Raw genomic sequence first — 15,020 nt, forward strand, 5'->3', positions numbered from 1 at the left:
TTATCACTGAACTGACCTGTGCTGCTTAGCTGTACGTCATCGCCCGCAATCACATCCAATAAACTGCCGCTGACCGTGGCATTCGTTTTTCCGTCATAGACTTTGTTGTCTGCCGTCACCGTGCCGCTAATCGTTTTCACCGTGATGTCGGCCGTTGCCGTATCATTTAGCTGGATGCTGTAGTTACCGAGGTCATTGCCCGATAAACTGTTCGTGAGTGTTACGAGCTTGTCGTTACCCACGTGTTTATCACTGAACTGACCCGTACTGCTTAGCTGTACGTCATCGCCCGCAATCACATCCAATAAACTGCTGCTGACCGTGGCATTCGTTTTTCCGTCGTAGACTTTGTTTTCTGCCGTCACCGTCCCGCTAATCGTTTTTACCGTGATGTCGGCCGTTGCCGTGTCATTTAACTGGATGCTGTAGTTTTGTGCATCTATCCCTGAAATGGTATTGCTTAAGGTAACGATTTTATTGCTTCCGACATCCTTCGTGGCAAACTGACCTGTGCTGCTTAACAACACCTCATCACCCGCAATCACATCCAATAAACTGCCACTGACCGTGGCATTCGTTTTTCCGTCATAGACTTTGTTTTCTGCCGTCACCGTCCCGCTAATCGTTTTCACCGTGATGTCGGCTGTTGCCGTGTCATTTAACTGGATGCTGTAGTTTTGTGCATCTATCCCTGAAATGCTGTTGCTTAACGTGACCGTTTTTCCTTGACCAACCTGTTTATCACTGAACTGACCTGTGCTGCTTAGCTGTACGTCATCACCCGCAATCACATCCAATAAGCTGCCGCTGACCGTGGCATTCGTTTTTCCATCGTAGACTTTGTTTTCTGCCGTCACCGTCCCGCTAATCGTTTTCACCGTGATGTCGGCCGTTGCCGTGTCATTTAACTGGATGCTGTAGTTACCGAGGTCATTGCCCGATAAACTATTCGTGAGTGTTACGAGCTTGTCGTTACCCACGTGTTTATCACTGAACTGACCTGTGCTGCTTAGCTGTACGTCATCACCTGCAATCACATCCAATAAACTGCCGCTGACCGTGGCATTCGTTTTTCCGTCATAGACTTTGTTGTCTGCCGTCACCGTCCCGCTAATCGTTTTTACCGTGATGTCGGCCGTTGCCGTGTCATTTAACTGGATGCTGTAGTTATTCAAGTCGGCACCGCTGAGTTGATTCGTCAACGTGACCGTTTTATTGCTTCCGACATCCTTCGTGGCAAACTGACCCGTACTGCTTAGCTGTACGTCATCACCTACAATCACATCCAATAAACTGCCGCTGACCGTGGCATTCGTTTTGCCGTCGTAGACTTTGTTTTCTGCCGTCACCGTCCGGCTAATCGTTTTCACCGTGATGTCGGCCGTTGCCGTGTCATTTAACTGGATGCTGTAGTTACCGAGGTCATTGCCCGATAAACTATTCGTGAGTGTTACGAGCTTGTCGTTACCCACGTGTTTATCACTGAACTGACCCGTACTGCTTAGCTGTACGTCATCACCCGCAATCACATCCAATAAGCTGCCGCTGACCGTGGCATTCGTTTTTCCGTCGTAGACTTTGTTGTCCGCCGTCACCGTCCCGCTAATCGTTTTTACCGTGATGTCGGCAAATAAGGTCTCATCAACAACGTCATAATTCAGACTGTCTGTGCCATCCAAACGATAATCAGCCGCCACTGCTTTGCCAGTACCCACCTGTTTGCTGTCGAATGTACCCGTCGCACTGAGGCTAATATCATCGCCAACAATGACGCCATTTACACTGCCAAGATTAATTTGAGCTTGCGTATTAGCATCATAAACTTTGTCAACCGCGCTACTGCCTTTAACAATGAGGGCTTTAGGGGTAATAGCCGCATGTAGCGTGTCCGTGTTCGCTGCTAAGACATAATTTGTTTGGTCATTACCCGTGAGGACATAATTCACGCTGATATTTTTATCTGCACCCACGTGTTTATCGGCAAAGACCGCAGTATGACTTAAGCTAATATCGTCGCCTTTAATCACATCTAAGAGTTCGGCGGTGATACTGGCAGTCACATTCCCATCATAGACTTTGTCAAATGCAATACTGTTGGCTACCGTTAGCGTTTTGGGGTCAATGGTTAACTGTCCAGCCTGATATTCAATATCATAGCCTTGCTGACTCGAATAAAACCCTCCCGCATCAATACGATAAACACCTGCATTGCGAGCACCTTGTGCACTGCCGCCATAACTTACTGTCCCTAAAAGTAAGTCTGAACTGGGGTCAGTGATAGAATAATTCACACCATTTCCGCCACTAAACTGGCTACCATCGTAGGTTTGTTGCTGATTATTTGCCGTGACGACTATGCGTGTTAAAAAGTTGCGTAATAAGGGGGCGGTTTCACCTTCATAAATGCGCCAAATATCGGCACTCCCGCCTTTGCTAGCAATCTGCCAACCCGCCTTTTCAAAGGTAGACGCGTTAAAAAAATCGGCTTTAGCCATACCGTATGCCGAACCGTTATCGGTTAAGCTCAAGTCATAAAAACTGCCGACCACACTAGAGCCACTGTCTTCTAAGCCAATCAAACCACCTACAAGGTCGAATCCTACGACCTCATTACGCGCATAACTGTTCTCAACCAAACCATAACTGTGTCCAACCAGACCACCCACCCGCTGGCCACCAGTTACTGTTCCTTCCGCATAGGTGTTAGCTATTTTAGCAGAACTATTATTTAGCCCGACTAAACCACCTGTTGCCACATTGCTATTGCCACTGTCCGCCCCTTCAACTGCGCCTGCAAAGTAACTGAGGGAAATCACCCCATCATTTTGCCCAACCAATCCACCGACAATCGCAGGATTACTGTTTGAATTATCACTGTGTTGTACAAAGGCATAGGAATAACTTTCACTAATCGTACCAGCAGCCGTGTTATAACCGACTAACCCCCCAACATAATTTGAACCTTGAATCCATCCTGTCGATGCACTTTGTGTGACTTTACCATTGTTATAGCCCACCACACCGCCAATATACGACGCGTTAGCCAATACCCCATTGGCATCATTCAAACTGACTGTTGCATCAGCCTGTTGAATTGAGCCGCTATTACTCCCCGCAACACCACCAATAGAAGAAATAAAACCACCTAACAGGCTATCGCCAAATACAGAAACACTGCCATAGACATTAGTGAGCTGCCCTAGTGACGCATTACTGCCCGTAATTCCACCGACATTGCTGATAAAGCCATTGGTGGTGCGATTATCTACCGTGACCGAAGCGCTATAAATGGCATTATTTAAGGTGTAGATTTTGTAGCGGTTTTCACCCACCATACCGCCCACATTAAAAACGAAACTGCCTGAGGTACTGGATTTTTCGCTGGTGGCAACACTGACCGCACCGTTAGTCGTATTGGTATTAATGCCTTGTAGATTAAGAATGCCTGTATTCAAGCCAACTAAACCACCGATGGCATTCATGCTATAGGCGTCCACACCCGTTATGCTGACATCGCCCGATGCCATACTATCAACAATCTCACCTGCATCTGTAGCGGCGGCTGCGGCAAAGGCTGCACCACCACCGATAGTGTCGTTTCCTGCACCACGATTTTCACCGACGAGTCCGCCAACACTATACACACTCATTTGCTGCCCTAAGACAGAGACATTGACGGTACTGGTGCTCTGTGTGATTAGCGCGTTATTAAAACCGACCAAGCCACCCACACCGCTCACATTTCCCCCTTTTGTGAGGGTGATATTAAGACTACCTGTGGCACTAGACTGACTCACTGTGCCTGCATTATTACCCACCAAACCACCCACGCTGGTAAAGTAACTCGTGACCGATGGCGCATTGGCATGAAGGACAATGGCCGATTGACTATCACTGATATGGCCTTGGTTATAACCCACCAAACCACCCACATTCAGCAAGTCAAAATTCACATCATCCGTCACTAAGGTGAGCGTACCATCGACGGTAGTTTGGTTTATTTTTCCTGTGTTAGTCGCCGATAACAAACCGACATGGCTTGCACCGGTGATATTGGCTTTAGTCAGTGTGAGATGTTGGATTGAACCTGCGGACTGCGCAAACAGACCAATCTGATTATTACTGGGTCGGTCAATCGTTAAGCCACTGACGGTATGTCCTAAGCCATCCAATATCCCTGTAAACGCCACATCCGACCCGATGGGATTAAAGCCTAGTCCTCTATTCCATGTACTGGTACTGCTGGCATCAATAGACTGTGCTAAAGCATAGAATCCCGTGAGATTCTTTGCGATATTTTGTAGGTCATCTGCGTTATAAATCAGGGTATACAGATTGCCATTTATTTTTAACAGGGCACTCGTACCCGTTAAGCTAATTGCTGTACCACTTTTTAAGGTATAGTTGCCGTCTGTGCCCGTGGTTAAAATCAGCCCTGCGCTAGTACCTGTCGCTGTGATATTGGCATTGATGTTGATATTACGGTCAGCCATTAATTCGAGCTGGGTATTTGCCCCCCATGACACATCATCGTCGACATGAATGTCGCCATTACCCGCTGTTTTACCTAAACTATTTTGAATGATGATATCTGTTTTTTCTAAGGCTGCTGACAAGGTCGCGCCCGTGACGTCACCCCCACTAGAAGCAATCGTAAAATCAGTAGGGTCAATTAACCATGTTCCCGTCTTGCCTTGTGTGGCTTGTGTAGAAACCGATACCTCATCAGCGATATCAATATACGCGCCCGATGTTTCGATAAAACCGCCGTCACCCGTTGCGGCTGAGGCGTCTAACTGACCTGCAACCTTTACCGTCCCTACCGACATATCCGCTAATAAACGAATTTCACCTTGATGATTTTCAACGGTTTGTGCTTCTAAGACACCTTCGTTGTTGACCACTGCTTTGGCTAAGTGGTCAACCGCGTCAGCCGTCAAGAAAATTTGCCCACCATTAGCCTGAATCACGCCTCTATTTTCGGCCAAGGCATCTAAACTGCCTTTCTCTACATGCAAGCCCACTAAAGAACCATTGGCTAACTGCACCGTTACCGCATTGGCTGCGGCTAACTGTACGCTGCCTTGAGGCGCAATGATGTGGCCTTCATTACGTACTTGTGCCGCCATCAACGCAACATAGCCGCCTTGTGGTGTCAGGATTTGTCCTTGATTGTTGACCGTCGCTTGACTCAAACCTGTAAATTGATAATGACCTGTTAAAAAATCGGCGTTACTGAGATGGAGTGTAGAGGCTACTAACCCGCCAACACTGACTTGGGCACTAGGGGCAAATAGTACGCCGTTAGGATTGAGCACAAACACTTGGCCATTGGCTTGTAAACCGCCCAAAATTTGACTGGGGTCTTGGGTAGTGACTCGATTTAGCGCAATGGATTGGGTACTGGGTTGAATAAAACTGACGGTTTCGTTAGCGGCAATATTAAAACCTTGCCAATCAATCGCTAATTTTTCCGTTTGCTGCGCAATCGTCATCTGTTGAGTATCTGGCAGAATCACACCCTCACCTGCGGTGATTTGCCCACCTGTTGGCAACGCAAGTACGCTATTTGCGCTCAGTAATAGGCTACTGGCTAAGGTTAACACGCGGCCACGCTTACCACGACAACGTACGCACTCCGCCACGGGTATCCATAATTGGCGAATTTCGTCCCATACCAAACGATAGGCACGATTTAAGCTGGCATGACGACTCATGGTCAAACTCCCTTTAACTTATAATGGTATTTTCGAGGACAATGGAACCTTGTGTAGGATACGTTGTTATCATCTACCCCAATTGTATTGTCTAACTCTGACAATCAAACTAGTCATTTAGTATAGCTTAAATTTAGGCCAGTTGATGCGTTGATTATGGACGATACACGACTTATTGTTGGGGCTGCTGGCTTGCGTTTCTTGTTTGATTCACTGCCCCATAAACAACCCACTGTCAAAGCCAAATAATGTACAAAAAATCCATTAAACAACAATAACATACTATTCTATTCAACATGTTTTACAGGTTATGCAATCGTTTTTTTTCAAAAGCCCGATTCAGTACACAAAAACGGCATGAAAGTATGTAAATGTATTGTACATTTGAAAAAAAACACGCTACAAACAGCGCACACTTTCCAGCATAGATAACCCTAAACCCTCTACTTAACCACAAGGACTGCTTCACCTTTGAGTCTTTTTAGAATTATCGGGGAACGATGATGATTGAAAATGGTGATTTGATTCTCAGCTACCTACAACGACTCGGCGTAGAGTTTGTCTTTGGCGTACCAGGCGGCAGTATTGAACCCTTCTATAATGCCCTCGCTCGCAGCGAACGCCGTGGCGGCACGCGTGCGATTATTGCGCGTCATGAAACAGGCGCTGCCTTTATGGCAGATGGTTATACCCGCGAAACAGGTAAAATTGGGGTGTGCTGTTCGACGGCGGGGCCAGGCGCAACCAATCTGATTACAGGCGTCGCCTCTGCTTATGCCGATGGTATTCCCATGTTAGTGATTTCAGCACAAACGGCCATTGAAAAATTTGGCCGTGGCGCACTTCAAGATGGCTCGTGTACAGGCATTAACACCCTAGAAATTTTTACCCACTGCACACGGTTTAATACCTTAGTCTCACACAGCGCGCAAGTTGAGCATAAACTGTTACAAGCGATTAGTTATGCCATTAGCAATCGACCTGGCCCTGTACATTTAAGTGTCCCACTCGATGTGATGCGTGACACGATTGAAGACACAGAGCAAAAAGCTACCTTACGCGCTTTCATCAATCACGAAGTCGTCCCCAGCCAAGAGGCTATGCATTTAGTGCTTAAAGAATTGGCCGACAAGAATAAAGTCACGGTTGTGATTGGCGAAGGGGCAGCAGGCGCGATTGATACGATTATTGCGCTCATTGAGTCACGTAACTGGCAATTTGTCACCACGCCACGCGCCAAAGGCCTAGTCAATAATTTTCATCCCTTATACCGTGGCGTTTTTGGTTTTGCTGGTCATGAAAGCGCCCGCGATGCCTTATTGCCCGAAAATGCTGAACGTGTCGTAGTGGTTGGTACCGCGCTAGATGAAGTATCGACCAGTGGCTGGGATAGCAGTGCGATTATGTCACGCCGCTTGATTCACCTATCGAGCAACTCCGAACACCTCAGCCGCTCATACATGGCCAAATTGTGTATTTTAGGCTCTATTGAGTTAATGCTAAAACCGTTTAGTGCTCTACTCAATCGACATCCACTGCGTAAACAAATCAGCCGTCAATTTAACACGGACGGCTTGCCTAGCAATATTCAATTTGCACACCCCGAAAAATGCTTCAGTGATGACAGTCCCATCAAACCACAAGCCTTGATGACCTATATGAGTGCGGTCTGCCCTGACGATACCCGCGTTTTAATGGATAGTGGTAACAGTTTTTTATGGGGGATTCATTATTGGAACTGCAAACGCCCACACCCTTTTAATCCACACAAAAGTCTATTTCACATTGGTATCGGTTTTTCGTCGATGGGTTGGGCGATTGGTGCGGCGGTTGGCATAGCGGCAGGAGCAAAAGGCAAACCCGTTGTTTGTTTTACGGGTGATGGCAGCATGTTAATGAGTGGTCAAGAAATTACTACCGCTTTGCAAGAACGCTTAAACGTCCTGTTTATTGTGTTGAACGACTCCGCGCTTGGTATGGTGCGTCATGGGCAACGTATTGGCGGCGCAGAACCGATTGGTAACGAGTTGCCTTCTATTAACTTTGCACAAATGGCGCAAGCGATGGGTGTGGAGGCTTATCGTATTGAACACATGAGTGACTTAAAACAACTGGATATACAGGCACTGTTAAATCGTCATGCCCCCTGTTTATTAGATGTGGTGATTGACCGCGAAGAAGTGCCTCCGATGGGTGCACGTATGAAAGTGCTGACAGGAGCCGCGTAATGACCGAGCCCGTTTATCACAGTGCTATATGGCATGAAGAAGCTGCACCAGATAATCCTTTTGTTGCCCAAGCCTGCTATTGTCATGGTTATGATGTCTATGGCGACGTGATTCAACATGCCACGTGGGCAGAATACTGGCTGTTATTGTTGACGGGTCAACAGCCCAATAAAAGACAAGCACAACTACTGGAAAAGCTCGCGCTCATTTTTGCCAATGTCGGAATACGAGATGCCAGTACCCGTGCTGCCATGAACGCAGGTGTCAGTGGTGCAACCCATGCGGCCATCTTGATGGCAGCCCTTGGTGTTGGATCTGGCCAATATGGCGGCAGCCAAGAGGTTTATCTGTTGATGCAACGTTGGCATCATTGCCAACAACTCCCCGTCGGTGACTGGCATCAGCAGTTAACCGCCCCTGCAACCATCAAAGACACTGCCGATATTTGGCCAACTATTGACCATATTATGGGTTTTGACCCGCATCAAACACAGGCCTCACTGCCAGTACAACAAAGCCTACAGTTATTATCGTCATTAAGTACAAACGCCGCATTGCCTTATTTAAGCCAACACTTACAGCAACTCGAAAATACTGTTGGTTATGGCCTAGCGTTTACCAGTCTAGCCGCGGCCACTTGCCATGATTTAGGCTTAACGCCCGACCAAGGTGCGCTGTTATATCTGATTTTACGTTTACCAGGCGCAGCTGTTCATGCCCTTGAACAACAACAACTTGGCTGGCGTAAATTCCCTTTTTTTGGCAAACATATTCATCTCTGTGATGACCCTGCCGCTTCAACAGGAGAGCAACGGTCATGAGCTTAATGGAATTATTAGCTGCCGAAAATCATCTCGACACTACGATGGGTAAAGCCTTTTTATCGGAGCGGGTCGTGGTACGCGGTCAGGACTTACACCGTGACCTTGGGCATTTAGATTGGTTTGCCTACCATATTTATGGCATTACAGGCCGTATCTATACGGGCAACCAACTGGCGATGCTCAGCTATTTATGGGCATCTACCAGCTATCCAGACCCCAGTATTTGGCCCAATAATACCGCCGCTTTAGCAGGCTCCGTGCGCACTACCGCTTGTTTAGCTCTCAATGCAGGCTTAGTGGGGTGTGAGGCTAATTTATTTGGGGTAAAACCTCTGAAAAAAGTCCATGACTTTTTACTTCGTTGCCAACAAAAACAACAACAAGGCCACGTATTGGCAGACATTATTGAGGCAGAAATTGCACAGCAAGGTCTTATTTATGGTTATGGCCGACCTTTAGCCAGCATAGATGAGCGTGTGCCACATACCCTACAAAAAGCAACAGAGTTAGGTCTTGCAGACGGTAACTACCTAAAACTCGCCTTAGCTATTGAAAACTATTTAATTCACAGTCGACAAATTCGCATGAATATTGCAGCCTTAGATGGCGCAATTGGTGCAGATTTAGGCTTTAGTAATGATGAATTTCATCTGTTTATGAATTTAATTGTCTATGCGGGTTTAGCGCCTTGTTATATGGATGCAGTCAAAAAAACCGTAGGCACATTTTTTCCCATTCGCTGTCGTAGTATCGTTAATCAAGATGTGAGCAAACGACAATGGAAAAAGACATAATCTCAGGTTTATGTCGTATGAATTGCTATCTTACATCCCCACCACAAAGCCGATAAGGTTGGATAGGTTTTGATGATTTTTCAATAGGAGCAGATTATGCGTTATCAAGATAAAGTCGTTTTAGTGACAGGTGCAAGCTCAGGGATTGGTCGTCAAACCGCCCTCGCCTTTGCCAAACAAGGAGCTAAAGTCGCGGTGGTTGCTCGCCGTGCTGAGTTAGGTCAAGAAACAGTGGCCTTAATTAAAGCGGCAGGCGGTGAAGGCTTATTTATTCAAGCCGATGTTTGCCAAGCCAACCAAGTACAACACGTCGTTGATACGGTGCTCAAACAGTTTGGACGGTTGGATTGTGCATTTAATAATGCAGGTGTGGCTGAACCGATTTCAAATACCGTAGACCTGAGCGAAGAAGACTTTGACAGAGTCATCAATACCAATCTCAAAGCCGTTTGGTTATGTATGAAGTATCAAATTCCTGCCATGCTTAAAACAGGTGGTGGCGCTATTGTCAATATGTCCTCAGTATGGGGTATCTTAGGAACAGCGATGGGTGTACCTGCGTATGTGGCCAGTAAACATGGGGTCATCGGTTTAACGAAGGCGACAGCACTCGAATTTGGCAAACAAGGGATTCGTGTCAATTGTATTAGTCCTGCATGGGTGCCGACTGAAGCAAATGCCCCTGTGTTGGATAACCCAGACTTACACGGTATGATTTTGGCGCAGCACCCAATTGGACGTTTGGGTGACACCCAAGATGTGGCACAAGCCGTGATGTGGTTATGCTCCGAAGAGGCTGCGTGGTACACCGCCCAAAACTTAGTTTTAGATGGCGGTTATTCTGTACAATAATAACAAGAACTGACGGTTACTCACGTAACCGTCAGCTTAGACTTAAAATAAATAGCTTAACTCTGCATATAGACTTCGTCCTGCCATAGGAAAGTCATTAGGGATAGACCCCGTATGCTCATTGGTGGGTAAAGATGAGCGGGGACTTGGCTCACGAATGTCGGCATTAAAAGCATTACGAATAGACAAAGACATATCAAAACCCGTCAATATATCGTGTTTGCGCAAGGTTAAATCAACCGTTGTATAATCACTGACAGGGTCACGCATATCGCCTAAGACCCGTTGTTGTTTACCTACCCACGTCAACTGTGCATCAAAAAATACACCAGAAGCAACCGTCCATTCATTACGTAGATATATTTGATGATTTGGCGCTTCACCGACATCGGCATCCGTGTTTTGGTCAATGGATTTTTGATAGGCATAATTTGCTAAGATGCGCCAATTTTCTAGGACAGAGTAGTCTAACTCCAACTCTAAACCATGCCCTTCAATATTTCCTAAATTTTGTGCTTGATTGACACCGCATGCGCAACTGGTTGGCACAAAACTAATAAAGTCGTTGATACGGTAATGATAAATATTGGCCGTATACAGCATGTCTTTAGACAATTGATGCGAAAATGCTAACTCATAGGTATCAATCGTTTCAGGCGTTAAGTTGGGGTTTCCTAGTGCAATCGGATTACTCGTGACAAACAACTCACTAAAAGCAGGTGCTCTAAATGCTTTACCATACAACAACTTCGTAGTTATTTTTTCGGTTGCCGCCCATACTAAGGCTAAACGCGGGTTAGTCGTATCGCCAAAGTCCGAAAAATGGTCATAACGTACACCCGTTGTGGCTTGCCAATTGGGTGCGAACTTCCATTCATCTTGTATAAAAAAGTAATAGTTTTTACGTTGGCTTTCAGGCAGATACACTTCGGCGGTATCACTGACATCATCTATACCATTAGGACGTGGGGGAAATACAGGTGCCCCACTAGGTAAAAATGCCACCATAAAATTTTTGGTTTCGGTGACTTCAAACATATCATCCCATGTAAAACCCGACCCAACCCTGAATAAATGGTTATCCATCCCTTTGTACAAAGCACTCAAGTCTATACGGGCATTTTCTTCTAAGTAGCCTGGGTTACCAATAAATCCTTCTGGAAAATCACCACCGAATGCACCTTTAGGGTACAGTAGAATATTTGCTTTTACTTCTTGCGTATTACGGTAATAGCTGGTGCGGATATCTACATCTAACTGCGGGGCTAATTCTTTTAAACTATAACTATAATCCACATTGTAGCGCTGGCTGTTAATATGTGAACTGGGGTCTAAGGCCTCGGCGTAACCTACACTAGACTCTACGTTATAACGGCCCTGATAGCCCAAACGTAAACGTGCATTGTCAGACGCAATATCTAGACGCGTATCCAGCATATCTTTAGCAGTATTGATTGTGTTTGGCGCCAGACTGGCCTGAGTCGCTAATAATTTATCTAACACAGTTTGTGCATCGGTATGAACTGTTTTTTTCCAACCGTCAGTACGTTGTGCTTCTATCACGAATCCAAGCTCTAAACCGGCATACTGGCCACCGTGTGCCACACTGACTGCTTGTGTATTAAAACTTCCTACCCGTACAGTTGCTTGCGTATCTTTTAAGTCTTTTCCATTTTTAGTCACAATGTTAATGACACCCGCAAAGGCATCCGCACCATATAACGCCGAACCCGGCCCACGAATGACTTCAACACGGGCAATGGCTTTAACAGGCATACCGCCCCAAATATTGCCACGATTCCCTGTAAATAAGCTGGTGACAGGCACACCATTTATCAACACTAAGGCTTGTGGATTATAGGTAGACGTAATACCACGAATAATATAACGACCTGCATAGGACTGTTGCGAACGCGTGACATGCAAACCTGGTACAGTTTCTAATACTTCATCTAAATCTGTGGCACCCATAGCCTCTATATCTGCTGCGGTAATCACCGTGGCCACCGCTGAGGCTTTGTCTAAGGGTGTAGCTGTACCCGACGCAATGGTGGTCACACGTACCTTACCTAACTCTTCTAGAGACAAATCCCAGATATTGGTTGAGGCTTGTGCCAGCGTCCCCTGTAATACACATAAAGCCAATGTCATTTTACTTAAACGATGCTGCACTACTGGCAATTTTCTCTGTGTAATCGTCATGATTATGCTGCCTGTAATAAAAGATTTATCAACCGACCGTGTACTTCAGCATAAAAAGCCGAATACAGTGCATACGAAAAATGTCATCTTCTTTCCCCTTTATTATTACTATGTGGGTACAGACCTTGGACAAAATATGGGCATCTATAAAACTGATAGACGAGACAGGAAGGGTTAAACCAGCATCCTGCATAGTATGTGTACGGTATAGCCCTTAATTAGCCGTAGCGCTTGTGTATGGCAACATGCTGCGTCAATATTACAAGCTATCGACAAGGACTACATCAAGCATAGACCGAACGTGGCAAGTTGTAACAGTTTTTTTGTGAGTTTGACAAGCAAAAAAAGACAATATGATTCAATAATATGCCGTTTTTTTTAATTATTTTTTATGCTAACTATAGGCTCTATTTCGATTAACCATCATGAGCCATAGTGCCAATAAAAAAGCCAGCTATAAAGCTGGCTTTTTATAATTTAGTGGTGGCCTGGGCCGGAATCGAACCGGCGACACAAGGATTTTCAGTCCTCTGCTCTACCGACTGAGCTACCTGGCCACGTCGGAGGCGCGTATTAAAACGAAAAGCCTCGCATTCGTCAAGACTTTATTCACGATGTATCACAAACAAATATGCATTTGATTATAAAGTAAACTATTTAGCCCGCTTTATGCTGACGCGCAGCGTCAATACGTAATAAACGTGCAATTGCCGTACAACCTGCTACCAATTGTGTACTGCCTCGCTCACGTTCTAAGCGGCATACCTCACTGACTAAACGGTCGGCAATGCCTCGCCCACGATTTGCGGGATGAACCACAATATTATGTAATAAGCGACTATTTGCCAAACCACTGGCCATGATGGCGGCAACGGGTTTGGAATTAAACCAACCTAAATATAACAGACCGTCTTGGCGGGTGATTTGCTCAACCTTATCAATCGCCTCTACACCTTGGCCAAATTCAGGGCTACTGTCGTAGAGCTTAATGATACTTTGTTGCCATTCCGTTTTAATTTGAGATTCTGCAGTCACAATTACTGGCATGATAACGCCTCTATCTTAAAAATTTAACATCCACCATAGAAGCACGTTATAATCGCTTTTTACTGATTTAGCAAAGGCAGAAAACATGACAGCGCGCCAAGCTGAAGTGGTTCGTAATACCAAAGAAACCCAAATTACCGCAAGTATCAATCTTGATGGTACAGGTCAAGGCCAACTTAACACAGGTATGCCCTTTTTAGACCATATGTTAGATCAAATTGTTCGTCACGGGCTAATTGATATTAACATAACTTGTCAGGGTGATACTGACATTGATGATCACCACAGTGCCGAAGATTGTGGCATTACCCTTGGTCAAGCCTTTGCCAAAGCGATTGGCGATAAAAAAGGCATTCGTCGTGTGGGTCATGCTTATGTGCCATTGGATGAAGCCTTATCGCGTGTTGTTATTGATATTTCTGGCCGTCCACATCTTGATTTTAATGTCGAATTTACCCGTGCCAGTGTGGGTGGTTTTGACGTTGACTTGTTTTATGAGTTTTTCCAAGGCTTTGTCAATCACGCACAAATTGGCATTCATGTCGATAATATTCGTGGTCGCAACACTCACCACCAAATTGAAAGTATTTTTAAAGCCTTTGCCCGCGCATTGCGTATGGCTGCTGAGTTAGACCCACGTATGGCTGGTCAAATGCCCTCAACCAAAGGTAGCTTATAATGACTACCGTTGCAGTTTTAGATTATGGCATGGGTAATTTGCACTCTGTCGCCAAAGCCTTAGAACACGTTGGCGCGAGTAAAGTCATTATTACCCATGACCCTGCTTTAGTGCGTGCGGCTGACCGTGTGGTTTTTCCGGGTGTGGGAGCAATGCGTGATTGTATGGCAGGCATGAAAGCGGTTGGTGTTGATGCTGAGGTACGTGAAGCAGCCAGCCAAAAACCTGTGTTAGCCATTTGTGTCGGTATGCAAGCCTTAATGGAACACTCCGAAGAAAATGGCGGTGTTGATTGTTTGGCGATGTTTAACGGGAAGGTTAAATTTTTTGGCAATGATTTGGTTGAAAATGGCCAACGCTTAAAAGTGCCACACATGGGTTGGAATGAAGTAAACCATACTATTGATCATGCGTTATGGCGAGATATTCCACAAAACAGCCGTTTTTACTTTGTTCATAGTTTTTATGTCGACGTTGCTGATAGTCAATTAATTGCTGGCCGTAGTCATTATGGTTTGGACTTTACCACCGCCATTAGCCACGACAACTTATTTGCCGTACAGTTTCACCCTGAAAAAAGCCAAAAAATGGGCTTACAGTTGTTAAAAAACTTTGTTGAATGGCGTGTTTAGCTCTTCGACTCCGCTCAGGGAACGAAGTTGGCTGAGCGGAGCGGA

General features: G+C 45.7%; 9 protein-coding genes and 1 tRNA gene. 6 read left to right on the plus strand and 4 right to left on the minus strand.

The annotated features are described in order from the left end of the window. On the minus strand, positions 1–5,717 hold a 5,717-nt coding region (locus C8N29_RS10480; RefSeq protein WP_107866018.1), incomplete at its 3' end, for a YDG domain-containing protein. A gap of 500 nt (positions 5,718–6,217) precedes the next feature. Between C8N29_RS10480 and C8N29_RS10485 the strand changes: the two genes are divergently transcribed. From C8N29_RS10485 to C8N29_RS10500, 4 genes are all read left to right on the plus strand, one after another. Further along, positions 6,218–7,945, plus strand: a complete 1,728-nt coding sequence (locus tag C8N29_RS10485; RefSeq protein WP_204509327.1) for a thiamine pyrophosphate-binding protein — start codon at positions 6,218–6,220, stop codon at positions 7,943–7,945. After that, on the plus strand, positions 7,945–8,766 hold the full coding sequence (locus C8N29_RS10490; RefSeq protein WP_107866019.1) for a citrate synthase family protein: 822 nt from the start codon (positions 7,945–7,947) through the stop codon (positions 8,764–8,766). The genes C8N29_RS10485 and C8N29_RS10490 overlap by 1 nt, the downstream gene beginning before the upstream one ends. Continuing rightward, a complete protein-coding gene (locus tag C8N29_RS10495; protein ID WP_107866020.1) occupies positions 8,763–9,563 on the plus strand; it encodes a citrate synthase family protein in 801 nt (266 codons plus the stop codon). Before C8N29_RS10490 ends, C8N29_RS10495 begins: the two co-directional genes overlap by 4 nt. A gap of 96 nt (positions 9,564–9,659) precedes the next feature. Further along, positions 9,660–10,415: a glucose 1-dehydrogenase gene (locus C8N29_RS10500; RefSeq protein ID WP_107866021.1), complete on the plus strand. Its 756-nt coding sequence runs from the start codon at positions 9,660–9,662 to the stop codon at positions 10,413–10,415. 42 nt (positions 10,416–10,457) lie between these two features. On the opposite strand, the gene C8N29_RS10505 is transcribed toward C8N29_RS10500, so the two are convergent. The 3 genes from C8N29_RS10505 to C8N29_RS10520 all read right to left on the minus strand — a co-directional run bounded on the left by C8N29_RS10505 (position 10,458) and on the right by C8N29_RS10520 (position 13,664). After that, complete coding sequence (locus tag C8N29_RS10505) at positions 10,458–12,617, minus strand: TonB-dependent receptor plug domain-containing protein (RefSeq protein ID WP_204509328.1); 2,160 nt, start codon at positions 12,615–12,617, stop codon at positions 10,458–10,460. 481 nt (positions 12,618–13,098) lie between these two features. Beyond that, a tRNA-Phe gene (locus C8N29_RS10515) sits at positions 13,099–13,174 on the minus strand. Positions 13,175–13,274: 100 nt separating this feature from the next. Continuing rightward, entirely contained in the window at positions 13,275–13,664 is a 390-nt protein-coding gene (locus C8N29_RS10520; protein ID WP_107866023.1) for a GNAT family N-acetyltransferase, read from the minus strand. Between the two features lie 85 nt (positions 13,665–13,749). Here C8N29_RS10520 and hisB point away from each other — a divergent pair, with 85 nt between their 5' ends. Further along, entirely contained in the window at positions 13,750–14,343 is a 594-nt protein-coding gene (gene hisB / locus C8N29_RS10525; protein ID WP_107866024.1) for an imidazoleglycerol-phosphate dehydratase HisB, read from the plus strand. Further along, positions 14,343–14,975 (plus strand): imidazole glycerol phosphate synthase subunit HisH, encoded by a 633-nt coding sequence (hisH, locus tag C8N29_RS10530; RefSeq protein ID WP_107866025.1) that lies wholly within the window; start codon positions 14,343–14,345, stop codon positions 14,973–14,975. Before hisB ends, hisH begins: the two co-directional genes overlap by 1 nt. Positions 14,976–15,020 lie beyond the last annotated feature (45 nt).

Origin of the sequence: Agitococcus lubricus (genome assembly GCF_003051055.1) — a bacterium.
GTDB lineage: Bacteria > Pseudomonadota > Gammaproteobacteria > Pseudomonadales > Moraxellaceae > Agitococcus > Agitococcus lubricus.

What these genes read in the sequence shown, in the direction of transcription:
- C8N29_RS10520 (WP_107866023.1), bottom strand. Translation starts at nt 13,664, where the DNA reads ATGCCAGTAATTGTGACTGCAGAATCTCAAATTAAAACGGAATGGCAA.
- C8N29_RS10500 (WP_107866021.1), top strand. Translation starts at nt 9,660, where the DNA reads ATGCGTTATCAAGATAAAGTCGTTTTAGTGACAGGTGCAAGCTCAGGG.
- C8N29_RS10490 (WP_107866019.1), top strand. Translation starts at nt 7,945, where the DNA reads ATGACCGAGCCCGTTTATCACAGTGCTATATGGCATGAAGAAGCTGCA.
- C8N29_RS10495 (WP_107866020.1), top strand. Translation starts at nt 8,763, where the DNA reads ATGAGCTTAATGGAATTATTAGCTGCCGAAAATCATCTCGACACTACG.
- C8N29_RS10485 (WP_204509327.1), top strand. Translation starts at nt 6,218, where the DNA reads ATGATGATTGAAAATGGTGATTTGATTCTCAGCTACCTACAACGACTC.
- hisB (WP_107866024.1), top strand. Translation starts at nt 13,750, where the DNA reads ATGACAGCGCGCCAAGCTGAAGTGGTTCGTAATACCAAAGAAACCCAA.
- hisH (WP_107866025.1), top strand. Translation starts at nt 14,343, where the DNA reads ATGACTACCGTTGCAGTTTTAGATTATGGCATGGGTAATTTGCACTCT.
- C8N29_RS10505 (WP_204509328.1), bottom strand. Translation starts at nt 12,617, where the DNA reads ATGACGATTACACAGAGAAAATTGCCAGTAGTGCAGCATCGTTTAAGT.